The following is a 23,940-nucleotide window of genomic DNA, read 5'->3' as shown; positions in this document are numbered from 1 at the left end:
CAATAACCCGCCGCAGCGGCAGAATTGCAAAATAATACTACAAAATTTCATTTTGCAATTCTGAAAGCAGCTTGGCGAAAAATCCCGAAGGGACTTTTTTGACAAGCTGAGCCTGCATGGCGGTCCGTGACCGCCATGCAGGCTGACTTTTGGCCTCTGCCATTATGGAATCGGCAGCTCTGCGCCGGGAGCGGCGTGCCGCTCCCCTGCAATGCGCCATCGGCAGTCTGCTGATCAGGACACCGTTGCGGGGTCGTACAGCGACGCGGAGAGGCTGTCGGACAGCTCGACGAGGGCATGGCGGTAGCCGCTGAGGTAATCGAAGCGCTGCTGCGCGGTGCGGACGGCTGCGGGCCGGCGCACGAGCGAGAGCGTGAACATCACGTCCGCGCCGCCGGTCGGGACATTGGCCGCCATGAGCGTGCCGCCGTGCAGGCGGGCGATCTCGCGGACCATGGGCAGGCCATAGCCGGTGCCCCAGCGCGGGTCGCCGACGGGGATGAGGCTGTAGCGGTCGAACAGCGTGCCGAGCACGCTCTCCGGGAAGCCCTCGCCCGTATCCGTCACGCGGATGAGCAGCGACTGCTCGCGCCGCTCAAGGCTCAGGCAGATCTCGCCGCCCGCCGGGGTAAAGGCCAGCGCGTTGGACAGCAGGTTATACACCGCGCGCTCCACAAGCTTGGCATCCGCATCGGCGGTGACGGCGGCCGGCAGGCCGCGGTAGACAAAGCGCCGCCCGGCGCGCTCGAACAGCGGGGCGACATCGTCCGCGATGCCGTCCAGCAGGGCCGTCAGGTCCACGCGGTGCCGCTCCGGCTTGCAGGTGCCGGCCAGCAGCTCGCCGCCCGTGGTGAGCTGGCCGCACAGGCGCAGGAGCTGATACAGCCCGCGGTTCAGCTCGGAGGAGACGGCCGTGGCCGCCGGTTCCTCGAGGTCCTCCACGCGGTCGAACAGCTCACGCGCCGCCGTCATGACATTCTGCAGCGGACGGCGGAGAATGGCCGAGGCCTTGAGCGCCGCCCCGGCCGCCGCAGACGGCTCATGCGGGGCATCGGCCAGAAACAGCAGGCCCCGCTGCATCGCGCGGACGGAAAAATCACACAGCGCCCCGCCGAACGGCAGGCTCAGGCGCAGCGTGCCCCTGCGTGACCACAGGCCGAACGCCGTTCCCTGCAGCATGGGCTGCAGGGACGCGCCCGGATCGAGCACGGCGGACGCCGCGGCGTTGCGCCATTGGACGGTCTCGCCGTCCGTCAGAAAAACGGGTTGGGGGAAGGCCCCCAGGACCCATAACAGATCATCTTCTTCCAAGAAAAGCCCTCCTCTCCGGCATGCAGGCAGAGGCCGGTAGGGGCCGGGCAAATGCCCGTCAGCTTGTCAAAAAAACCCTTCGGGCTTTTCGCCAAGCTGCTTTCAGAATTGCAAAATAGAATTTTGTTGTATCTTATTTTGCAATTCTGCCGCTGCGGCGGGTGATTGGACGCGAAAGGACACCCTGACGGTTTCCTTTCACGCTTTTCTTCCCTCCGAAGCTTTTGGCTTGGCAGTTTTTTTGACAGTCTGCCGGGCGAAAGCCCGTGTCCCTTGTTTGTTTTAACCGGACGCGGCTGCGTTATGCGCCGGAAAAACGCCGGGCAGCGGCAGAAACGGCCGTGAAAAATGCAATTGCAGATTCTACCTTCCATCATAACGGATTTTTTCTGCGAAAGCAACCGAAAAGGAGAAATTGGACCGGAAAAATCCGGATTGATGGCGATTTTTGATTTTTTCGACAGGATGTTGTAGGGGAGAGCGCTGATGCAACTCGCGCTTCCCTGACGTGGCGCCCTGAGCGCTAAGCGCGAGGAAGTGCCCTTGGGGTGCAATCTCGGAGAGGCAGTTGCGTTTTCGCCGATCGCTTTCTCGCGATTCGGCCGGGTTCTGCGAGATTGCCACGGCCCCGTTGGGGCCTCGTAATGACAAACTTGGGAGCCTTGCGCTGCAATGTGTGCCGCAGTCATTGTCAGTCTGCAAGGCGCTCACTGAGCGCCGCTACAGACGCAATTGGTGCATACCATTTTAACGGCAGCCGGCACGATTCGGCAGTGCCCTATGGGGCGGTCGGCGAAAAATCGTACATTTGTTTATAAATTTTCGTTGCTGCGATCCGGACAGCGTGGTATAATAAGACTTCAGAGAAATCATCGGCAGGAGGCAGCTATGCGAAATTCCATCCTCGTGCGCGGTGCGCGCGAAAACAACCTGAAAAATGTGGATGTGGAGATCCCGCGCGACGCGCTGTGCGTATTCACAGGGCTTTCCGGCTCCGGCAAATCGTCGCTTGCGTTCGACACGATCTATGCCGAGGGGCGGCGGCGCTATGTCGACTCGCTTTCGGCCTATGCGCGGCAGTTCCTGGGCCAGATGGACAAGCCCGACGTGGACGTGATCGAAGGCCTGTCCCCCGCCATTTCCATCGACCAGAAGACGACGTCCCGCAACCCACGCTCGACCGTGGGCACGGTGACGGAAATTTACGACTACCTGCGCCTGCTGTGGGCGCGCGCCGGAACGCCGCACTGCCCGCGCTGCGGCCGCGAGATCCGCCGCCAGACCGTCGACCAGATCGTCGACAAGGTGCTGGCCCTGCCGGAGGGCACGCGCTTTCAGGTGCTGGCCCCGGTCGTGCGCGGCAAGAAGGGCGAGCACGTCAAGCTGCTGGCCGACGCGCGGAAGAGCGGCTTCTCCCGCGTGCGCGTGGACGGTATCCTCTATGACCTGAGCGAGGAGATCACACTCGAGAAGAACAAAAAACACACCATCGAGCTGGTGGTCGACCGCCTTGTGCTGCGCGGCGACCTGACGCGCCGCCTGACGGATTCCGTCGAGACCGCGCTGGAGCACGGCGGCGGGCTCGTCGTCATCCAGCAGCCGGACACCGGCGAGGAGACGCTGTTCTCCCGCAACTATGCCTGCGACGAGTGCGGCATCTCCATGCCGGAGCTTTCGCCGCGCATGTTCTCGTTCAACAATCCCATGGGTGCATGCCCGGAGTGCAGTGGCCTCGGCTTCCTTTTGAAGGTCGACCCCGCCATCATCATCCCGGACCCGTCCCTCTCCATCTACGACGGCGGCATCCAGGCCAGCGGCTGGGGCAATATCCGCAGCGACTCCATCGCGCGGATGTACTTCGACGCCCTGTCGCAGAAATATCACTTCGACCTGCACGCGCCGATCTCCAGCCTCTCGAAGGAGGCCATGGACGTCATCCTCTACGGCACGCGCGGCGAAAAGCTCACACTGCACTACGACCGCGGCAGCAGCCGCGGAACGCTGGAGCAGGCGTTTGAGGGCATCATTCCGAACATCGAGCGCCGCGTGCGCGAGACGCAGTCCGAGGCCATGCGCAAGGAGCTGGAGGAGACGATGTCCGCCTCCCCCTGCCCGCACTGCCATGGCAGCCGCCTGTCCGATATCTCCCGCGCCGTGACCGTCGGCGGCCTGTCCATCACGGAATTCTGCGACATGCCCGTCGACCGCGAACTGGCATTCGTGAACGATCTGCGGCTCGAGGGCGCGCAGGCCGTCATCGCCGAGCAGATCCTGCGCGAGATCCGCGCCCGCCTCGGCTTCCTGCAGAGCGTGGGCCTGCGGTACCTGACGCTGTCCCGCGCGGCCGCGACGCTCTCCGGCGGCGAGGCCCAGCGCATCCGCCTTGCCACGCAGATCGGCTCGTCGCTGATGGGCGTGCTCTATATCCTCGACGAGCCGAGCATCGGCCTGCACCAGCGCGACAACGACAAGCTGCTCGACACGCTGCGCCGCCTGCGCGACCTCGGCAACACGCTCATCGTCGTCGAGCACGATGAGGACACGATCCGCGCGGCAGACTATATCGTGGACGTCGGCCCCGGCGCGGGCGTGCACGGCGGGCAGATCATGGCGCAGGGCACGCTGCAGGACATCATGAACGCGCCCGACAGCATCACGGGCCAGTATCTCTCCGGTAAGCGGCGCATCGCCGTCCCGGCGCAGCGGCGCGCGGGGAACGGGAATTTCCTGCGCGTGTTCGGCTGCCGGGAGAACAACCTGCGCAATGTGGACGTCAGCATCCCGCTTGGCACGCTGACGTGCGTGACGGGCGTGTCCGGCTCGGGCAAGTCGTCACTCGTCAACGAGATCATCAGCAAAAAGCTCTCGGCCACGCTGAACCGTGCGCGCGTCCGCCCCGGCAGGCACGACCGCTTCGAGGGCATCGAGAACCTCGACAAGGCAATCGTCATCGACCAGAGCCCCATCGGCCGCACGCCGCGCTCGAACCCAGCGACCTATACGGGCCTGTTTGCCGACATCCGCGACCTGTTCGCCGCCACGGCTGACGCAAAGGCCCGCGGCTACGGCCCCGGCCGCTTCTCCTTCAACGTCAAGGGCGGCCGCTGCGAGGCCTGCAGCGGCGACGGCCTTGTGAAGATCGAAATGCACTTCCTGCCGGACGTCTACGTCCCGTGCGACGTGTGCCGCGGTGCGCGCTACAACCGCGAGACGCTCGAGGTGCGCTACCGCGGCAAGTCCATTGCGGACGTGCTGGAAATGACGGCCGACGAGGCGTTGGGCTTTTTTGAAAATCTGCCGCGCATCCGCGACAAGGTCGCAACGCTCGTGGAGGTCGGCCTCGGCTATGTGAAGCTCGGCCAGAGCTCCACGACGCTCTCCGGCGGCGAGGCCCAGCGTGTGAAGCTCGCAACGGAGCTGGCGCGCCGCGCCACGGGCCGCACGATGTATATCCTCGATGAGCCGACGACGGGCCTGCACATGTACGACGTGCAGAAGCTGCTCGACGTGCTGCAGAAGCTCGTGGACGCCGGAAACACCGTGCTTGTCATCGAGCATAACCTCGACGTCATCAAATGCGCCGACCACATCATCGACCTCGGCCCCGAGGGCGGCGACGGAGGCGGCACGATCGTCGCCACCGGCACCCCGGAGGACATTGCCGCCTGCCCGGCGTCTTTCACGGGCCAGTATCTGAAGAAGATGCTGTAAGGCGGCATGCTCCGATTGCACCTGTAGGGGAGCGGCATGCCGCTCCCGTCCGCGAAGCGGCAAAAGGATTGCGAATTCGATGCAATGCACTGTTCCCACTGCCGCACCACTCTGACGTGTCATTCCGAGGAGCGAAGCGACGTGGGAATCTCGCAGGACCCGGCTGGATAACATGGCACTTCCGGCGAAATCGCAACTGCCTTCCCGAGATTGCACCCCAAGGGCACTTTCTCGCGCTTCGCGCTCAGGGCGCCACGTCGGCCGTTGGCCTCCTCGCAATGACAAACCTTTGGCTTTCACCGTTTTATCGGCAACCTGTACCGGTCGACAGCATTGCGCCGGGCCGGCTGTCCCCTCCCCTACAATATTCCATATTCCATCAACGCAAAGGAGGCGATCCCATGGACGGATCCACGGCCAATCTGCTGCGGCGCTTTTTGCAGCGCGCGCCGGACGCCCTCACGGACGAGGAGCTGCTGACCCTGCTGCTGCACGCGGGCACGGGCGCGGAGGAGCCACGGACGCTCGCCGCGCGGCTCATCGGCCAGTTCGGCTCTCTCGGCGCGGCCCTCTCCGCCTCGCCGGAGGAGCTGGCCAGCGTGGAGGGGATGGATGCATCGCGGGCGCTGCTGCTGCGGCTCGTGACGGAGCTGCACCGGCGCTACTACCTCTCCCGGCCGTTTTCCGGCGCGCGCCTGACGGGCACGACGGATTTCGGCAATTTTCTGCTGCCGTTTTTCTACGGCGCGCGGGAGGAGCTTGTATACCTGCTGGCGCTGGACGCCGCCGGGCGGCTTCTGACCTGCACCTGCCTGAGCGAGGGCAGCGTGAACTCGGCCAACGTGCCGATGCGCAAGCTCATGCGCGCCGCGCTGAGCGCGAATGCCAGCGGCGTGGTGCTGGCGCACAACCACCCGGCGGGCATTGCCCTGCCGTCGCACGAGGATGTGGAGCTGACGCGCCGCCTGCAGCAGGCACTCGACGTCGTGGACATTCTGCTGCTGGACCATCTGGTGATCGCGGATGACGACTTTGTGTCGCTGCGCGACAGCGGCTACCTGCGCTGACGGATATTGCGGCATGTAAGGGAGAACTCCTGCCCTATTTCAGGCTTGCATTCCGTCCTGCGGCGTGCTATGATAAAATTTGTGTAGTTTAGGCAAAAAGCAAGTGGCCTTTGCAGAGGAGGGGCATGCCCCTACAACGCGCCGCTGCGGCCCCGCCAATACCATAATCGGATCATTTTGAAATTCACCATACAGGAGTCTTTTCGGGAATGAACATTGTTATCATCGGAGCCGGCAAGATCGGCGCGACGCTGACGGAGCAGCTGCTCCGCGAGGGTCACGAGATCACCGTCGTCGACACGCGCACGGCTGCGCTCGACGCCATCGGCAACACGCTCGACGTCATGACCGTCGAGGGCAACGGCATCAGCATGGACACGCAGGTGGAGGCCGGCGTGCCCTCTGCCGATCTTGTCATCGCCGTGATGTCCACGGACGAACAGAACCTGCTCTCGTGTCTCATTGCCAAGCGCCTCGGCGTGGGCAACACGATCGCCCGCGTGCGCAACCCGGAATATACGAGCGGGCTGCACCTCATTCAGGACGACCTCGGGCTGAGCATGGCGCTCAACCCGGAGCTGGCCAGCGCCACGGAGATCGCGCGCATCCTGCGCGCCCCGGCCTCCATCAAGATCGACACATTCTCAAAGGGCCGCGTGGAGCTGCACAAGATGCGCATCGACCCCGGCTCCATGCTCGACGGCATGAAGCTCTCCGACCTCGGCCGCCTGCAGTCCGGCGCGCTTGTGTGCGTTGTGGAGCGCGGGCAGCACGAGGTGTACATCCCCGACGGCAGCTTCACCCTGCTGGCGGGCGACCGCATCAGCGTGGTGGCAAGCCCGAAGCTCGCCGCAAAATTCTTCCACAAGATCGGTGTGCAGACGAACCCCGTCAAGCGCGTGATGCTGCTCGGCGGCGGGCGCATCTCCTACTACCTCGCGCGGCAGATGCTGGACTTCGGCGCAAGCGTAAAGATCATCGAGTCCAGCGCCGCCGTGTGCGACTCGCTGGCAGAGCGCCTGCCCGAGGCCACGATCATCCACGGAGACGGCACGAGTGAGCAGCTGCTCGCCGAGGAGGGCATTGCCAAGATGGATGCCGTCGCTTCCCTGACGGGCATCGATGAGGAAAACGTGCTGATGAGCCTCTATGCCCGCAGCGTCTCGAGCGCGAAGATCGTCACGAAAATCAACCGCACGACATTCTCCCACATCATCAAGGGCATGGACCTCGGAAGCGTGTTCCACCCCCGCTATATCGCGGCCGACCACATCGTCCGCTACGTCCGCGCCATGCAGAACTCGCTCGGCTCGAACGTCGAGACGCTCTATAAGATCGTCGGCAACAAGGCCGAGGCACTGGAGTTCCGCGCCACGGAGAAATCCGCCGTCTGCGGCAGGCCGCTCATGGAGCTGCCCACGCGGCCGAACCTGCTTATCGGAGCCATCAACCGCGAGGGCCGGATCATCACCCCCGGCGGCCGCGACACCATCGAGCCGGGCGACACCGTCGTCGTCGTGACGGCGGCGACAGGCCTGGACGATCTGGACGACATTCTGGACAAGCGGAGAGTGAAAGCATGAATTACCGCATGATCCTCTCCCTGCTGGGCGACGTGCTGCTGGTCATCGGGGCCTTCCTGTTGCTGCCGTGCATCGTCGCCGTGATCTACGGCGAGCCGGAGCTGTGGACCCTGCTTGCTACGGCCGCAGGCAGCGGCCTGCTCGGCGGTCTTTTTATCCTGCTGCGGCCGAAGCGCCGCCGCGAGCTACACGCACGCGATGGCTTCGTGATGGTCGCACTGAGCTGGATCCTCATCTCGCTCGTCGGCGCGGTCCCGTTTACGGTCTCCGGGGCGATCCCGTCGTATCTCGACGCCGTGTTCGAGACCATGTCCGGCTTTACGACGACCGGTGCAAGCATCCTCCGCGCCGTGGAGGATCTGCCGAAGTGCCTGCTGTTCTGGCGCAGCTTCACCCACTGGCTCGGCGGCATGGGCGTGCTCGTATTCATGCTGGCCATCGTGCCGCTGTCCGGCGAGAGCATCTATCTGCTGCGGGCCGAGTCCCCCGGCCCTTCCGTCAGCAAGATGGTTCCGAAGATGCGCACGTCCGCCGCGATCCTCTATGCCATCTACTGCGCCATGACGCTGCTGCAGATCCTGTTCTACCGGCTGGGCGTGCTGTTCGGCTGGGGCGAGATAACGTGGTTCGACAGCCTGTGCCTTGCCTTCGGCACGGCCGGTACGGGCGGCTTTTCCGTGCGCAACAGCGGCCTTGCGGACTACTCGGCCTACCTGCAGGCCGTGACGACGGTGTTCATGATCCTGTTCGGCGTGAATTTCTCGGTGTATTTTTTCCTGCTGCGCCGCCGCTTCAGGCTCGCGTGGCACAACAGCGAAGTGCGCTGGTACTTTATCATCATTTTCGGGGCCATCGTCCTCATCAGTGCCAACCTGCTGCTCACGGGCGGGTTCTTCCCCACCGTGTTCCAGACGATCCACCATGTGGCCTTCTCCGTCGGCTCCGTCATCACGACGACGGGCTTCGGCACGGCGGATTTTGCGAAATGGCCGGAATTTTTCAAGACGGTGCTGCTCATCCTGATGGCCATCGGCGCGTGCGCCGGGTCGACGGGCGGCGGCATGAAGGTCAGCCGCGTGCTCATCCTGGCCAAGACGGCCCGCGCCGAGACACGCCACCTGCTGCACCCCCACTCCGTGGAGGTCATGACGATGGACGGCAAGCGCGTGAGCAATGAGGTCATCCGCGGCACAATGGCGTTCTTCATCTGCTATGCCGCCATTGCCGTCGTGTCCATCCTGCTGGTCTCGCTCGATAACTTCGGGGCCGAGACGAGCGTGACATCCGTGTTCGCCACGCTGAACAACATCGGCCCGGGCCTGAGCCTCGAGGTCGGCCCGTTCGGCAGCTATGCGAGCTTCTCTGCCCTGTCGAAGGTCGTGCTGACGCTCGACATGCTTCTCGGGCGGCTGGAGCTGTTCCCCGTGCTGCTGCTCCTCAGCCCCGCAACATGGCGGAAGCATTAAAGGCCAAATGTAGGGGCGAGGCATGCCTCGCCCGTCCGCGAAGCGGCATAAGGACGGCCCATTCGGTGCAGGGCACCATTGTCAGCGCCGCGCTCCCAGATTTGTCATTGCGAGAAGGCCAACGGCCGACGCGGCGCCCTGAGCGCGAAGCGGCATAAGGACGGCCCATTCGGTGCAGAGCACCATTGTCAGCGCCGCGCTCCCAGATTTGTCATTGCGAGGCCCCAAAGGGGCCGTGGCAATCTCCTGCGACCGGTCACGTTTTCGCCGGAAGTTCCCTGTTATCCGGCATTGTACTGTGAGATTGCCACGTCGCTTCGCTCCTCGCAATGACACATCAGGGGAGTGCCGTGGTGCACCAGTGCCCTCCTGCCGTTGAATGTCTCTGTACAAGGCGCTCAGCGAGCGCCGCTACAGACGCAATTGGTGCATACCGTTTTATCGACGGCCGGTACGAGTCGGAAGTGCCTCCCCGAGATTGCCACGTCGGCCGTTGGCCTCCTCGCAATGACAAATCGGAGGCCGGTTTCATTTTAACGAAAGCCTGTACGGGTCGGCGGCGCTGTGCCGGGAGGGGCATGCCCCTCCCCTACAGCACGCAAAAGCAGCCCGGCAATATCACTCAAAATCATCCAAAATTCGATCATTCTGGAGGCGACTGCGCCATGCAGGACTATTTTCATCCGCAAATGACCCAACAGGAGCTGCTGGCCATGTCGTCCCTGGCGCTGGCGCACATCGGCGACGCCGTGTTTGAGCTGCTCGTGCGCACAAGGCTGTGCGTCGAGGGCGGCACAACAAACGGCCGCCTGCATCAGCAGACCGTCGCACTCGTGCAGGCCCCGGCGCAGGCGCGCTTTGCCCTGCGCATCCAGCCCCTGCTCACGCCGGAGGAGGCCGCCGTCTATCGCCGCGGCCGCAACGCCCATCCTCACGGCATTCCGAAGCACGCCACGCCGGGCGAATATGCCCGCGCAACGGGGCTGGAGGCCCTGTTTGGCGCACTGTATCTCTCCGGGCAGACCGCGCGCATCGAGGCGCTGTTTGCCGCCATGATGGAGGAAGACCATGCCATTTGACGCCATGTTTCTCACGGCCGTCGCCGCAGAGCTGCGCCCCGCCCTCGTCGGGGCCCGCGTAGACAAGGTCCAGCAGCCCGCGCGCGACACCGTCGTGCTCCAGCTGCGCGGGCGCGACGGCGGCGGAAGACTGCTGCTGTCCGCCAACGGCAACCGGCCGCGCGTCCACCTGACGCAGGCGCAGCTGGAAAACCCCGCGCAGCCGCCGATGTTCTGCATGCTGCTGCGCAAGCATCTGGCAGGCGGCAGGCTTGCCGGTATCCGTCAGCCAGCGGCCGAGCGCATGCTCGACCTGACGTTCGACTGCACGGACGAGCTGGGCGTGCCCTGCCGCAAGCATCTGATCCTCGAGCTGGTCGGGCGCAATTCCAACCTGATCCTCACGGGGCCGGACGGCCGCATCCTCGACTGCCTGCGGCGCGTGGACTTTGAAATGTCCGAGCTGCGCCAGCTGCTGCCCGGCCTGTTTTACCACGAGCCGCCGCGGCAGGACCGCCGCATCCCGCAGGAGACGACGGAGACCGAGCTTCTTGCCCTGCTCGACCGGCCCGACGCGGCCATGCGGCTGGACAAATGGCTGCTGGCCCACTTTGCGGGCCTGTCGCCGCTCATCGCGCGCGAGCTGTCGTTCCGCTTTGCGGGCGAGACGGACGCGCCCATCCCCACGCTGGACCCCGCGCGGCTGGCGGCATTTCTGACGGCGGAGTTCGCCGCCCTGCCGCCCGTACAGATGCAGCCCATGCTGCTGTGGAAGGACGGCGCACCGACGGATTTCACCTATCGCGACATCCGGCAATACGGCGGCTATCTGCGCGCCGAGCCGTGCGAGAGCTTTTCCGCCCTGCTCGACCGCTTTTACACCGAGACGGACCACGCCGAGCGCATGCGGCAGAGGTCGCAGACGCTGCGCAAGGCCATTTCGAACCTGCACGAGCGCACGCGCCGCAAGCTGGAGCTGCAGCGGCAGGAGCTGGAGGCCACGCACGACCGCGAGCAGCTGCGCCGTCAGGGCGACATCGTCACGGCGAACCTGCACGCCATCACGCGCGGGCAGACACTGCTGCGCGCCGAGGATTTTTATGACGAGGATCTGCGCGAAATTGAAATTCCGCTCAAGCCGAACCTCTCCCCGCAGCAGAACGCCGCGCGGTTCTACAAGGACTACGCCCGCGCCAAGCATGCCGAGCAGGTGCTCACGCAGCAGATCGCGCAGGGCGAGATCGAGGAGGCCTATCTGGGCGGCGTGCTCGAGGAGCTGGCCCGCGCCGAAAATGAGCGCGATCTGAGCGAAATTCGAGCGGAATTGGAGGCCGGAGGCTATGTCCGCCCGGCGGACCGCCGCAAGCAGGTCAAGCAGCAGCCCTCCAAGCCGATGCACTTCCGCTCGTCGGACGGCTTCGACATTTTTGTCGGCCGCAACAACCGCCAGAATGACCAGCTGTCGCTCAAGACGGCGCGGCGCGACGACCTGTGGCTGCATGTGCAGAAATTTCACGGCACGCATGTCATCATCGCGTGCGCAGGCATCCAGCCGCCGGACGAGACGATCACGGAAGCGGCCGAGCTTGCGGCCTACTACTCCGAGGCGCGCGAGGGGCAGAACGTCCCCGTCGATGTGACGCCCGTGCGCTGCCTGCGCAAGCCGAACGGGGCCAAGCCGGGCATGGTCGTGTATGACCGCTACCGCACGGTGCTCGTCACCCCGGATGCCGCCCTCCCCGCCCGCCTCCGCGTGGAATGAGAAATAACATGAACGGCACGCTTTGCGTGCCGTTCGTTGTTATATAAAAAATCAATTGTGGGGGCGGGGCATGCACCGATTGCGTCTGTGCATTTTTATCGACAACTTGTACGAACTGCAAGTACCTACTGAGATTGCCACGTCGCTTCGCTCCTCGCAATGACAACTCGGGGGCGTTTACCATTTTAACGATGGCCTATACCAGTCGTGAGTACCGCGCCGGACCCGGCTGTCCCCTCCCCTACTTTTCCTCTCGCAAAGCGCGCAGGGCCTCGGGGGTATCGACATCGGCCAGCGCCTCCGGCGGGACGTCGACGGCAAGGTAGCGCTCCGGATACTGCCGGATGACGGCGCTGCCGCCGCGGTCTCCCTCGAGCGCGCACAGGGCCGGGAAAAATTCCCGCGGGAACACGTTCGGATTGCCCCGCCGCGTGCCGCAGGCCGCGCCCACGATGCACGACGGATGCTCCCGCCACTGCCGCACGACCGCGCGCACGGCCGATGCCGACAGCAGCGGCTGGTCGGCCACGAGGAAGGCTATGCCGTCGCACTGCGCCAGCGCCTGCGTGCCGAGGCGGACCGTGCGGCTCAGCCCGTCGCCGGGCCGGTCGTTGCGCACCGGCTCGAAACCGAATTCCCGCGCGAGGGCTGCAACGGCGGGATACTGCGTGACGACGGCGACGCGGTCGAACACCCCGGCCGGAACGGCCTCGAATGCCCGGCGGATGAGCGGCTTGCCGTCCAGCTCCGCCTCGAGCTTGTTCGCGCCGAAGCGCACGGCGTTCCCCGCCGCCATGATGACACAACCCAGCATGGTGATACCTCCTGTTTGTATTGATCGGGGCAGACCACCCCCCGAATTTGTCCCTGCACCCCTCCGAATGGAGCAGGCCCCGAGCTTGTCATTGCGAGCCTTGCGCGCTCGGAAGCCGTGTCGCTTGGCTCTCCCTTTGGGAGAGCTGGCGGCGCAGCCGCCTGAGAGGGAAAATCAGCCCTCCCCTTGATTGCTATTGCCATTCAAAAGTGCCTGCAAGGCCCTCTCAGTCACCTTCGGTGACAGCTCTCCCGGAGGGAGAGCCAGCGGGCGCTTCGCTCCTCGCAATGGCAAGCCTTTGGCTTCTGCGCCGGGCCCGGCTGTCCGCTCCCCTGCATTCACATTATTTTCCGTTTTTATCTATAGTATATCCGCAATCGGCGGGGTTTTCCAGCCGGAGCGTTCGCCATTGCCGAATTATCCGTTATCTATAACATAGAATAACGTTTTCGCTTTCCACGCTGCGGAATTTATGCTATACTTCAAATTACAAAGAAATTTCCCGCAGAATCTGTGCACATTGCCGGTATTCTGCTGCGATCCAAAAGGAGGGTTCCCCATGGAGGTTGGCAAGAGCGTCCGCCGTGTGGACGCATTCGACAAGGCAACCGGGCGCGCAAAGTACTGCGATGACCTCTGTGACCGCAGTGCGCTCGTCGCGCGCGTGCTGCATTCGACCATTGCAAACGGCGTGGTCAAGTCCATCGACACGAGCGCCGCCGAACAGATCGAGGGCGTCGTGAAGATCGTCACCTGCTTCGACGTGCCGCAGATCAAATTCCCCACGGCAGGCCATCCGTGGTCGACCGATCCGCACCATCAGGACGTCGCCGACCGCCTGCTGCTGACGTCCCGCGTGCGCTTCTACGGCGATGACGTAGCCGCCGTCGTTGCGGAGAATGAGGTCGCCGCCGCGCAGGCCCTGCGCGCGCTGCGCGTGGAATATGAGGAATATCCCTTCGTGCTGGACGTGCAGGAGGCCATGAAGCCCGATGCCCCGCTGCTGCACGAGGAATTCCCGAACAACATCCTCGCCCACACGACCATCCGCAACGGCAACTATGAGGAGGCCAGCCGCGAGCCGGGCCTCATCAAGGTCGAGGGCTGGTACGACACGCCGACCGTGCAGCATTGCCACATCGAAAACCACATGTGCTTCGCCTCCATGGAGGCCGGGCGCATCGTCATCTACTCCTCCACGCAGATCCCGCACATCGTCCGCCGCGTCGTCGGGCAGGCTCTCGGCATCCCCTGGGGCAAGGTACGCGTCGTCAAGCCGTATATCGGCGGCGGCTTCGGCAACAAGCAGGACGCGCTGTATGAGCCGCTGTGCGCCTACCTCTCCACCGTCGTGGGCGGCCGCCTCGTCAAGCTCGACTGCACGCGCGAGGAGACGTTCGTCTGCAACCGCGTGCGCCACGCCATCCGCACGCACATCATCTCGTGGGTACGGCCGGACGGCACGTTCGCCGCGCGCAAGATCGAGTGCTTCTCGAACCAGGGCGCTTACGCCTCCCACGGCCACGGCATCGTCGCCAAGGGCATGGGCGCGTTCCCGCAGCTGTATCCCTGCCCGAACGTCGACGGCGACGCCTACACCGTGTTCACGAACCGCCCCGCCGCGGGTGCGATGCGCGGCTACGGCATCCCGCAGGCCATGTTTGCGGGCGAATCCCACATTGAGGACGTCTGCCGCGTGCTTGGCGTCGACTCGCTGGAGTACCGCCGCAAGCACATGATGCCCGTCGGCTTCGTCGACGGCTTCTCGAAGAACGAGAACCATTCCGACACGCTCAATCAGGTGCTGGACAAGGGCGAGGCGTGGATGGACTACAGCCGCAAGCACCGCGAATACGAAAACCAGACCGGCCCCGTGCGCCGCGGCGTCGGCTGCGCCCTGTTCTGGTACAACACGGCTGTCTGGCCCATCAGCCTGGAAAGCTGCTCGTGCCGCATGGTCCTGAATCAGGACGGCTCCATCCAGCTGCAGACCGGCGAGACGGAGATCGGCCAGGGCTGCGACACCGCCTTCGCCCAGATGGCGGCGGACGCCGTGGGCATCCCCGTTTCGGACGTGCACGTCGTCACGGCGCAGGACACGGACGTCACGCCGTTCGGCACGGGCGCCTACGCCTCGCGCCAGACCTACGTCGGCGGCTTCGCCATCGCCCAGACGGGTGCGCTGCTCAAGGAGCGCATCCTGAAGTACGCCTGCGAGCTGACGCGCCAGATGCCCGCCCTGCTCGACATCGTCGACGGCAGGATCATCCGCAAAACGGACGGCCGTGTGCTGATGACGCTCGGCGAGCTTGCCACGGAGGCGCTCTACAGCCTGTCGCACTCCGAGCATCTGACGGCGGAATCTACTTACCAGATCAAGAACAACGCCTATTCCTTCGGCTGCTCGTTCGCGGAGGTCGAGGTCGACATCCCCCTGTGCAAGGTGAAGCTGCTGAAGCTCATCAACGTGCACGACTGCGGCAAGCTCATCAACCCGCAGCTTGCTGAGGCGCAGGTGCACGGCGGCATGTCCATGGCCATCGGCTACGGCATGTCCGAGGAGCTGAAGTTCGACCCGAAGACCGGCCGCCCGCTCAACAACAACCTGCTGGACTACAAGCTCTCGACCATGATGGATCACCCGCATCTCGAGGCCCAGTTCGTGGAGAACGCCGAGCCGACGAACCCCTACGGCACGAAGGCCCTCGGCGAGCCGCCCGCCTGCTCCGGCGCGCCGGCCATCCGCAACGCCATCCTGAACGCCACGGGCATCGGCATCGACGTCGCGCCCATCACCCCGCACGTTCTCTTCGCCGCATTCGAGAAGGCGGGCCTGTTCGAAAAGGAGGAAACCGCCCATGTATGATATGAAAGCGCTCTATGAGGCGCATTCCGTGGAAGAGGCCGTCGCCCTGCGTCTGGAGCATCCGGAGGCGCAGATCATCGCAGGCGGCTCGGACGTGCTCGTGCAGATGCGCGAGGGCAAGCGCGCCGGGGCGGAGCTCATCTCCATCTACGGCATCGACGCCATGCGCGGCATCTGCATCGACGAGGACGGAAACATCCGCATCGGCTCGCTGACGAGCTTTTCCCACATCACGCGCGACCCCATCATCCGGAAATACATCAACGTGCTCGGCGAGGCGGTCGACATGGTCGGCGGCCCGCAAATTCGAAACATCGGCACCATCGGCGGCAACACCTGCAACGGCGTGACGTCCGCCGACTCCGCCTCCACGCTGCACGCATGGGAGGCCATCGTGGAGCTGACCGGCAAAAACGGCGTGCGCCGTCTGCCCATCAAGGACTTCTACCTCCGTGCAGGCAAGGTGGACATCCGTGCCGAGGAGGGCGAGATCCAGACGGCCATCCTCATCCCGAAGGTAAGCTACGAAAACTGCTTCGGCCACTATATCAAATACGCCATGCGCAACGCCATGGACATTGCCACGACAGGCTGCTCCGTGAACGTCGTGCTGAGCGAGGACAAAAAGACCATCGTCCGCGCGCGCATCGCCTATGGCGTGGCGGGCCCCGTGCCCATGCGCGCCCCGAGCGCCGAGGCGCAGGCCAACGGCCGCCCGGTCTGCCGCGAGACGGTCGACGCCTTCGCGCAGGCCGTGCTGCAGGACATCCATCCGCGTGACTCGTGGCGCGCCTCGAAGGCCTTCCGCGAGCACATCGCCGTCGAGCTGGCGCGGCGCTGCCTCATCCGCTCGATCGAGCTTGCAGGAGGTGCGGTAAAATGAACAAGCAGTATAAGCTCGTGCGCTGCAACATCAACGGCAAGGACGTCGAGCAGATCGTGGACGTCCGCGCCTCGCTGACGGACATGCTGCGCAATGATTTCCGCCTGACGTCCGTGAAGAAGGGCTGCGAGGTCGGCGAGTGCGGCGCGTGCAACGTCATCATCGACGGCGAGTGCTTCAACTCGTGCATCTATCTCGCCGTGTGGGCGGAGGGCAAGCACATCCGCACGCTCGAGAGCCTGCTCGGCCCGAACGGTGAGCTGTCCGACATCCAGCAGGCCTTCATCGACGAGGCCGCCATCCAGTGCGGCTTCTGCACGCCGGGCTTCATCATGACGGCCGTCGAGCTGCTCGAGACCGGCAGGGAGTACACGGACGACGAGCTGCGCAAGCTGCTCTCCGGCCACCTGTGCCGCTGCACCGGCTATGAGAACATCCTCCGCGCCGTGAAGAAGACCATGTACAAGCGCCTCGGCAAGCCCATGCCGGAGGCGGAATAAGCAGCTGAAAAAACAGGGACGCACCGAGACCGGTGCGTCCCTGTTTTTGTTGTTTGTTGGCGGAGTATCGATGGAGCGTTGTAGGGGAGCGGCATGCCCCTCCCGGCGGCCCACTGGCGATACGAACAGGCTGTCGACAAAAACGTACCAACCGATTGCGTCTGTAGCGGCGCTCAGTGACCGCCTTGCAGGCTGGTAAGTTATAGGGCAGCATCGTCGAAAATGCAAGGGTTTCGAATTGTCATTGCGAGGAGGCCAACGGCCGACGTGGCAATCTCGGGAAGGCAGTTGCAGTTCGTACAGGGCAACGATAAAACGTACCAACCGATTGCGTCTGTAGCGGCGCTCAGTGAGCGCCTTTGGCAGCTGCAAATTTCCGTGTACTATGTCGACCGCACATGCCTTGTAGGGGGCGGCGTCCTCGACGCCACGCTGCGTAACGCTACCATATTCGCCGGAAGCCTTCCTGTTATCCGACCGGGTACTGCGAGATTGCCACGGGCGCAAAGCGCCCTCGCAATGACAAACCTGTTTGCCTTGCGCCACTGAATTTGTACCACAAATATCGCCAGTCTGCATGGCGCTCACTGAGCGCCGCTACAGACGCAATCGGTACATACCGTTTTAACGATAGCCTGTTACTTGCGCCGGTGCGGAGCCGGGAGGGGCATGCCCCTCCCCTACAGTGAACGGCCGAAGGCCTGCGTATTATTCATTCTTCATTGTTCAGTCTTCAGTATTCATTTTCCCTACGCCCCTCCCCTACAGTGTGCCAACGATGCCCCGCCTAAAGTGCCGCCAGCGCCAGCTCCGTGGTAATGCCCGCCGCGCTGCCGCAAAGGGCGCAGTCCGTGAGCGTCAGCGTCCGGCCGCCATACTCCGCCGTCGTGCCCGGCTCGAGGGCGTGCGTGCCCGGCAGGGTCAGGCGCACGGCGTCCCGGCCGCGCATGGACCGGGCAAATTCCGCTGCGGCGGGCCAGCGCAGCGCACTGCGCCAGCGCGTTTCGCGGCCGCCCGCCGGATTTTCGTAGGTCGTGCCCGCGGCGTGGAGCACGCCGATGCCCGCCAGCGCCTGCACGGAGCGCTCCCGCACCGTGCCGCCCTGCAGCGCCGTGCCGCCGCTCCTGCGCGTGGCCGTCAGGCACACCCGGCCGTCTGCCAGCATGCGCGGCGGCAGGAGCCCGGCCGAGGCGCAGTAGTCCTGCACGATCGAGCTGCCCGTGCTGCCGAGGGCTGTTTTGAGGGTGCCCGCAGCCGACTGCGCATCGCTCCAGGCAGAAAGCCCCACCGGCTGGAGCACGCGGGTGGCAAGCGCCGCAGGCGTGATGCCCGTTCCCGTCTGCGCGTCGAACTCGCAGTCCTCGAGCAGGGCGTCCATCCCGCGTCCGCGCAGCACGAGCCTGCGCCCGGCCCCGCTTTCCGTGCGCAGCACCTCGTCCGCAAGGCCCGTGAACCAGCCCACGCCGTCCACGCGGGCGCTGAAGCGCAGGCGTCCGTCCGGCAGGGCGGCATCGGCCAGCTCCACACGGAACGAATCCTTCCCCAGCCGGTCCGTCCGCAGAATGCTCCACGCCGTCACCGGCCCCGGCAGGCGCGTCCACGCGCCGTCCTGCGGCGCGGTCCACAGGGCGATCATGCCGCCTCCACGAAGGTGAAGCGGTAGCGCACGAAGTTCTCGCGCGGCTCCTGCTCCCCCTCCAGCTCCGTCAGAACGGCCTGCAGCGTTCCCACATGGGGCAGGGTCAGCGCGCCCGCGCCGCCCTGCGCCAGAAGAGCCTCGAGCGTTCGAAGGCTCTCATAGGCAGTTTCGCCGAAGAACACGCCCTCGCCCGTCACGGTCCGGGCCGCCGTGCCGAGGTCCTGCAGCGTCCAGCCGCCGCCCGGCTCCTCGAGCAGGGCCGTGCGCCTGCGGCTCGTCACCCGCAGGGAGGACGGCTCGTTCGGCCAGGTAAAATTGCGGAACTGCATGCTCATCCCTCCTGCTGCTCATATTCGCCGCGCACGGCGGCCAGCACCACGGCCTCCTCCAGCACGGAGCTGCCGACCTCGGCCCGCTCCGTCAGCCGCTCCCACTCGCAGCCGGAGAACACGACCATCGTGTCCGGCTTTGCGATGACGAGCGAGAACTGCCGCAGCTCGTGAAAGCGCAGGCCGTCGGAAATGGCCTCGTCCGTGGCATAGACCCGCTGCAGCGTGATGCGATAGCGCGCCGGGCCGCGCACGACGCCGACCGGCTCATTCGAGCCGATGGCCCCGACGACCTCGCACGACGCCTCCTCCTCAACGCGGTAGCTCTGCACCACCGCGACGCGCCGTCCCGCGACCTCGATGCGGATGTCCGCCGAGGTCGGAATGCAAATTCCCGTCATGCTCCCCCTCCTCAGCCGGTCATCTGTGCCGAAAGGGCGATGCGGTGCAGCCCCGCCGGGATGGAATAGGTGAACTCCACGCGGCACAGCGACGCGTCGCCGGCATCTGCATAGACGCGCAGGTCGCCGAACGCACTGAGCCAGCCCCGCGCGCGATAGTCCTGCAGCACGAGCAGCACGGCGCTGCGGATGGCCGTGCGCGTGAGCGTGCTGTTCTGCGCCGCGCGGAACCGCGCCGCCAGCGCCGCCCGCAGATCGCGCAGCAGCTCGTCCGTCACAAGCGTGGCGTTCAGGCTGCGGAAGCTCTCGCCCTCCGGTCCCTCGGCCGTGGCCCGCGTCGTCAGAATGCGCAGGGCACACATCCGCCCGCCGGACAGCTGCACGGGCGTGACGCCCGCCTGCAGGAGCTTGTCCAGCTCGTCATCCGTATAGAGGGCCGAAAGGCTCTGCAGGCCGAACAGGGCCACGTCGTGCAGCGGCGCGACCGGCGTGGACAGCGAGGCGATGGCCCCGCCGACGGCCGCCGCCGCGCAGAAGCCGTCCGCCACGGCCTCGTCCTGCGCCAGCACGTCCGGCCCGGTCAGCACAATGCGCGCGCAGCAAAGCGCCTTTGCCCGCGCAACGAGGGCATCGGCCGACGCGCCCTTCATGCCCGCCACGCCGAGGCACTCGTTGGCCTCAGCCGTCTCGCGCAGCAGCAGCTGCACGTCCTCGCGGGCGCTGCCCACGATGAGGATGCCCGGCTTCGCTGCGGCGAACAGAGCCGTGAGCGCCGTCTCATAGGCAACCTTCGTGTCCTCGTCCACGGCGACGGCATAGACCGGATCGCCGCAGTTGGCAAGGCACAGCTTCAGCATGCGCGTGAGCAGGGCGTTCCCGCCGTAGAGCGACACGGCCTCCGCCGCGCTGTGCACGAGCTGCACGCCCTCAGCCGCATCCGCCGGGGCGATGACCGCCGCAAGGCGGCGGTCCGTCAGCTCCGTGGTCCCCTGCGCCCCAAAGGCGGACCACACGCCCGGCCGTTCATGGATCATTGCAATACCCCCCTGATGTCCGCGTGCGTGAACGCGCCGTCCTGCGCCGTGGTATAAAGCCGCAGCGTCAGCGGCGCGCGGACGGCGCAGCGGAAGCAGTCCGTCCTTGCGTCATAGGCCGTGCGCCCCAGCTCGAGGTCGCCGGAATACAGGCCCTCGATGCCGCCGAGAAACACGTCCACCACCTGCGCCGCTGCGCGTTCGCACAGCGCGCCCGCCCGTCTGCCGGGCGAATAGACCTCCAGCTGCAGCGTCGCCTGCAGCTCCATGCCGTAGCGCTCCGCGCCGTCGGCATCCTGCCCGAGATAGCGCGCCAGCGCATGCTGGCGGCAGGCCGAGGGATCGGCCCCGACGGCGACCATCGGTGCCTTCAGCCGGGGCAGCGTCTCCTCGTCGAGGGCGCGCACGCAGTGGATGCCCGCTGCGCGCAGCGCCTGCAGCACCATTTCGATCAGCTGCTCCATGGGTCCTCCCTTCCGCCCTCGACGCACAGCCCCCACAAAAACAGCTCCGCGTCGTCAAAGACGATCATGTCCGCGCGGCGCACAAGGAAATAGCGCCCCGCAAGATACAGATGCTCCGCGCCCCGGATATCCAGCTCCGGCGGCCCGATATATAAAAACTGCCCGCGCGGCACCTCGCCGCCCGTCGGGATCATGTGGTCCATGTTCTGCCAGCTCCGCGAGGTCACGGGCTGCAGGAAGGCCCGCACGATCTCCGTCCGGTCCGGGAACACCGCCTGCACGCTGCTGCCGTAGCGCCGGATGAGGGCCGCGATGCGCCGCTTCATGCCCGCACCCCCATAAAGCAGGTGTCCGGCTCCATCCACGGTGTGAGCATGTAGAGCGCGCCGCGCACCATGGAGTCGCCGGGGTCCTTCAGCCGGAGCGAGACCTGCCCGGCGTCAAAATCCGTCACGCCCTGCGCCTGCGCCGAAAGCAGCGTCGACGCGGCAACGAGGGCGGCGGCCATCACGAAGCACTCGCGGCACTCCTTCTCCGGGTCGACGTCCCGGCGGAGCCGGGCACGAAGCCCGGCCTCCGCTGCGGTGCACAGAGCGGGGAGCAGCTCCTCCTCCGTGCCGAGGATGCGCGCGGCGGCCGCCGCGATCTCCTCGCTCATGCCCGTCATACCTCGAGCACCTTCGCCGCCTCCGTGCAGATCTTGCCGAAGCCGGAGATGGACGTGATGGCCGCGCGCTCGAGCTGGCGGTCAATGAGCTTGTCATACTCCACGCCGACGTCGCCCGCCTGCACCATTTCGAGCGCATAGCGGCGGTCAAAGGCGAGGATGCAGCCGTCCGCCATGGCCTGCGTGCGCAGCAGCGACGCGCCGAGCGGCGTTTCGAACTTGCCCGTGCCCTGGAAGTTCAGACCCGTGAGCGGATTCTGCAGCTCCGTCAGCTTCAGGAGCCTGACCATCGTGGCGTTGCTCACGAGCATCGTGTTCATCTCATACGGGGCGAACTGCGCCCAGAATTCCACAAGCTGTGCATACGTCAGCGTGCCCTGCTCGCCGGAGATGGGCGACGTGCCGGCGGTGAACACGGCCGCGGCATTGTCGTTGCCGTCGCCGTTGCGCAGGACGTTCACGGCATCCTCGAGATGCATGGCCTGGATCTGCGCGCCGATCTGGCGCAGCATGACAGAGAACAGGTCGAGCTTCTGGAAGCGCAGGGCCTCATAGGACGCCACGAGCATTCTGCCGCGCTTGTACAGGCGGACGAGGTGCTCGCGCGTGCGGATGGCCGTGGCGGGGATGGAAGCGCCCTCTGCCACATAGGCAAGGCTGCGGTCGGCCTCCTCCGGCACGGAGTAGATGCTGCGGTAGTCCATGGCGTCGATGCGCGTGACCGTCGCCGTGATGGCGGGCAGGATGTTGGCCTCGTCCATGCCCTGGCGCACGGCGCGGGCCAGGAATTCCGGGAACAGCACGGCGGATTCGAACGTGGAGAAGAATTTCTCCACCGTGTCCGAGCCCGCGCCCTTCACGCGGATGCCGAAGCGCTTGAGCTGGCGCTGGAAGGCGTCCGTGTTCTCCAGCGGCGTGCCGCGGTAGCCCTCGGAGGGGTCGAGCTGCTCGAGCACCTGCGTGAAGCTGCGGCCGGCCTCGTGATACATGCCCTTTTCGAGATGAATGTTGTCAAATGCCATGTTCGTTTCTCCTTTCCGACTCACAGATAGAGGCCGACGGTCTTCGCGGCGGTGTCCACGCGGAGGACGCGGTACTTTTTCGCATTCTCCGTCACGGCCACGCCGCCCTTGCCGTCGCCCGCCAGCGCGCACTCGCCCACGGTCGGGGCCGTCGTGCCGGTGTAGTGCAGCGTCACAAAGCCAGCGACCTGCACGCAGGCCAGACCGTCGCGCTTGCCCACGACCACGCCGATGAAGTCATTGCCCGCCGCGCAGGCCGCAACGGTATCGTTGGCGTGCATCTTGCACACCGTGTTGTCCGCTGCGCTGCCCTGCAGATACATCGTCGTGCAGACCTGACCCAGCTCCTGATGAAAAATTGCCATTGCCTGATTCTCCTTTCATATTCCGGTTCTGCCCATGGGGCCCAGAAGGCCCGAATTTCTGAAACATGCCGTTTCCAATGGAAGCCTCTCGTCAAATCAGATAGGCTTCATCTGTTGAACCAGCCTGCGCCGCCGTCAGCTGCGGCCCGCCGCCGTAGCGCTCCGCGGCGCGCCGGTCCAGCGCGGCCTTCCACGCCTGCAGCTGGCCGTCGTCCAGCGCGGCGGCCGCCTTGCGGAGCGTCTGCTCCGAGGCCCCGAGGTCGAGCGACAGCCCCAGCGCCACAAGCCCGTCCTCGAGCTGCTTTCGCCAGGCGCGGCCCAGCTCTGCCTCGGCCGAGAGCCTGCGCAGGGCGTCCGAAAGCTCCGGTGAGCCATGCTTTGCCACACAGTCCTGCAGTGTCATGCCATATCCCTCCTTTCCTGCCTTCGTCACGCCCGCCGCCGGCTGCGCCGGGACCGCCACAAAGGAAAATTCATATGCATCGAGCGGCTCCGAGAGCACGGCCAGGCACGTTTCGCCGTCATAGACCGCGCCCTTGCGGTGCGCACAGGTGCCGTAGGGCTCGCCGCAGATCGAGCAGCGCGCCTGCCCCATGGCGCAGCCGACGGAGACCTCCTTCTTGATGCCGCCCTCGATGTCCGCGATCAGGTCGGCGTTGCGCTCCGTGCGCAGCACATAGGCCTCGGCCATCAGGCAGCTCGCGCCGTCGTCCTCGCGGACGACCTGCGTGTCAAAAATGCGCGCGACCTGCCGGTCGGCCGACCACTGGTGGTCGCAGATGCCGGTCTTGCCGCGAAACAGCTCCGCCATGCGCGGCAGGGCCGCCGTGTCGAAGCGTTCAAAGTCGCGGTCGGGCCGGTCGTCGCACAGGCGCACGCGGAAGCAGTAGACGGCCTCCGCCGTGAGCGGCGTGCGCGCATAGGCGTTGATCTTTGCGAGCCGGGCCTCGTCCGGCGCTCCCGCGCCGCGCAGCCCGCCCTCCTTGCGAATCTCCATG

Annotated in this window: 21 protein-coding genes; 9 read left to right on the top strand and 12 right to left on the bottom strand. The window is 65.5% G+C overall.

Annotated elements, in window-relative coordinates; genetic code table 11:
- Positions 1–234: 234 nt before the first annotated feature.
- Positions 235–1,311: a sensor histidine kinase gene (locus ACMKFF_RS01710; protein ID WP_419495842.1), complete on the bottom strand. Its 1,077-nt coding sequence runs from the start codon at positions 1,309–1,311 to the stop codon at positions 235–237.
- 888 nt (positions 1,312–2,199) lie between these two features.
- Between ACMKFF_RS01710 and uvrA the strand changes: the two genes are divergently transcribed.
- From uvrA to ACMKFF_RS01680, 6 genes are all read left to right on the top strand, one after another.
- Complete coding sequence (gene uvrA / locus ACMKFF_RS01705) at positions 2,200–5,022, top strand: excinuclease ABC subunit UvrA (protein ID WP_419495841.1); 2,823 nt, start codon at positions 2,200–2,202, stop codon at positions 5,020–5,022.
- A 401-nt stretch (positions 5,023–5,423) separates the two neighbouring features.
- Positions 5,424–6,089 (top strand): JAB domain-containing protein, encoded by a 666-nt coding sequence (locus tag ACMKFF_RS01700; RefSeq protein ID WP_367926680.1) that lies wholly within the window; start codon positions 5,424–5,426, stop codon positions 6,087–6,089.
- 209 nt (positions 6,090–6,298) lie between these two features.
- Positions 6,299–7,672, top strand: a complete 1,374-nt coding sequence (trkA, locus tag ACMKFF_RS01695; RefSeq protein ID WP_349134707.1) for a Trk system potassium transporter TrkA — start codon at positions 6,299–6,301, stop codon at positions 7,670–7,672.
- A complete protein-coding gene (locus tag ACMKFF_RS01690; RefSeq protein ID WP_419495840.1) occupies positions 7,669–9,138 on the top strand; it encodes a TrkH family potassium uptake protein in 1,470 nt (489 codons plus the stop codon). The genes trkA and ACMKFF_RS01690 overlap by 4 nt, the downstream gene beginning before the upstream one ends.
- Before the next feature lie 665 nt (positions 9,139–9,803).
- Positions 9,804–10,217, top strand: coding sequence for a Mini-ribonuclease 3 (locus tag ACMKFF_RS01685; RefSeq protein WP_419495839.1), 414 nt, complete (start codon positions 9,804–9,806; stop codon positions 10,215–10,217).
- Entirely contained in the window at positions 10,207–11,958 is a 1,752-nt protein-coding gene (locus ACMKFF_RS01680; RefSeq protein WP_419495838.1) for an Rqc2 family fibronectin-binding protein, read from the top strand. The genes ACMKFF_RS01685 and ACMKFF_RS01680 overlap by 11 nt, the downstream gene beginning before the upstream one ends.
- Before the next feature lie 241 nt (positions 11,959–12,199).
- On the opposite strand, the gene ACMKFF_RS01675 is transcribed toward ACMKFF_RS01680, so the two are convergent.
- Entirely contained in the window at positions 12,200–12,772 is a 573-nt protein-coding gene (locus tag ACMKFF_RS01675; protein ID WP_419495837.1) for a nucleotidyltransferase family protein, read from the bottom strand.
- Positions 12,773–13,331: 559 nt separating this feature from the next.
- On the opposite strand from ACMKFF_RS01675, the gene xdhA reads away from it, so the two are divergent.
- From xdhA to xdhC, 3 genes are read left to right on the top strand one after another with little or no spacing between them, the layout of a single operon-like run.
- Positions 13,332–15,638 (top strand): xanthine dehydrogenase subunit XdhA, encoded by a 2,307-nt coding sequence (gene xdhA / locus ACMKFF_RS01670; protein ID WP_419495836.1) that lies wholly within the window; start codon positions 13,332–13,334, stop codon positions 15,636–15,638.
- On the top strand, positions 15,631–16,521 hold the full coding sequence (gene xdhB, locus ACMKFF_RS01665) for a xanthine dehydrogenase subunit XdhB (protein WP_419495835.1): 891 nt from the start codon (positions 15,631–15,633) through the stop codon (positions 16,519–16,521). The genes xdhA and xdhB overlap by 8 nt, the downstream gene beginning before the upstream one ends.
- On the top strand, positions 16,518–17,021 hold the full coding sequence (xdhC, locus tag ACMKFF_RS01660; protein WP_367926672.1) for a xanthine dehydrogenase subunit XdhC: 504 nt from the start codon (positions 16,518–16,520) through the stop codon (positions 17,019–17,021). Before xdhB ends, xdhC begins: the two co-directional genes overlap by 4 nt.
- Positions 17,022–17,808: 787 nt before the next feature.
- Here xdhC and ACMKFF_RS01655 read toward each other — a convergent pair.
- The 10 genes from ACMKFF_RS01655 to ACMKFF_RS01610 all read right to left on the bottom strand — a co-directional run bounded on the left by ACMKFF_RS01655 (position 17,809) and on the right by ACMKFF_RS01610 (position 23,939).
- Positions 17,809–18,657 carry a hypothetical protein gene (locus ACMKFF_RS01655; RefSeq protein WP_419495834.1) on the bottom strand — a complete coding sequence of 283 codons (849 nt, stop codon included), beginning with the start codon at positions 18,655–18,657 and terminating at the stop codon, positions 17,809–17,811.
- Positions 18,654–18,989 (bottom strand): DNA circularization N-terminal domain-containing protein, encoded by a 336-nt coding sequence (locus ACMKFF_RS01650; protein ID WP_418486719.1) that lies wholly within the window; start codon positions 18,987–18,989, stop codon positions 18,654–18,656. Before ACMKFF_RS01650 ends, ACMKFF_RS01655 begins: the two co-directional genes overlap by 4 nt.
- Before the next feature lie 2 nt (positions 18,990–18,991).
- A complete protein-coding gene (locus ACMKFF_RS01645) occupies positions 18,992–19,390 on the bottom strand; it encodes a hypothetical protein (RefSeq protein ID WP_349134397.1) in 399 nt (132 codons plus the stop codon).
- Positions 19,391–19,401: 11 nt separating this feature from the next.
- Positions 19,402–20,424: a hypothetical protein gene (locus ACMKFF_RS01640; RefSeq protein WP_419495833.1), complete on the bottom strand. Its 1,023-nt coding sequence runs from the start codon at positions 20,422–20,424 to the stop codon at positions 19,402–19,404.
- Positions 20,421–20,888 (bottom strand): hypothetical protein, encoded by a 468-nt coding sequence (locus ACMKFF_RS01635; protein WP_349134395.1) that lies wholly within the window; start codon positions 20,886–20,888, stop codon positions 20,421–20,423. The genes ACMKFF_RS01640 and ACMKFF_RS01635 overlap by 4 nt, the downstream gene beginning before the upstream one ends.
- Positions 20,876–21,214: a hypothetical protein gene (locus ACMKFF_RS01630; protein ID WP_349134394.1), complete on the bottom strand. Its 339-nt coding sequence runs from the start codon at positions 21,212–21,214 to the stop codon at positions 20,876–20,878. Before ACMKFF_RS01630 ends, ACMKFF_RS01635 begins: the two co-directional genes overlap by 13 nt.
- A complete protein-coding gene (locus ACMKFF_RS01625; protein ID WP_419495832.1) occupies positions 21,211–21,555 on the bottom strand; it encodes a hypothetical protein in 345 nt (114 codons plus the stop codon). The genes ACMKFF_RS01630 and ACMKFF_RS01625 overlap by 4 nt, the downstream gene beginning before the upstream one ends.
- The gene (locus ACMKFF_RS01620) at positions 21,552–22,577 is read right to left on the bottom strand and encodes a phage major capsid protein (protein ID WP_349134392.1); all 1,026 of its coding nucleotides are present in this window, start codon (positions 22,575–22,577) and stop codon (positions 21,552–21,554) included. The genes ACMKFF_RS01625 and ACMKFF_RS01620 overlap by 4 nt, the downstream gene beginning before the upstream one ends.
- A 20-nt stretch (positions 22,578–22,597) precedes the next feature.
- Complete coding sequence (locus ACMKFF_RS01615) at positions 22,598–22,942, bottom strand: hypothetical protein (RefSeq protein WP_349134391.1); 345 nt, start codon at positions 22,940–22,942, stop codon at positions 22,598–22,600.
- Positions 22,943–23,033: 91 nt separating this feature from the next.
- Complete coding sequence (locus ACMKFF_RS01610) at positions 23,034–23,939, bottom strand: hypothetical protein (protein ID WP_419495831.1); 906 nt, start codon at positions 23,937–23,939, stop codon at positions 23,034–23,036.
- Position 23,940: the final 1 nt, after the last annotated feature.

The organism is Faecousia sp., assembly GCF_048519415.1.
Lineage (GTDB): Bacteria > Bacillota > Clostridia > Oscillospirales > Oscillospiraceae > JAZOXB01.
Note: the sequence above shows the minus strand (reverse complement) of the source record. Positions and strands in the feature narration are given on the sequence as shown.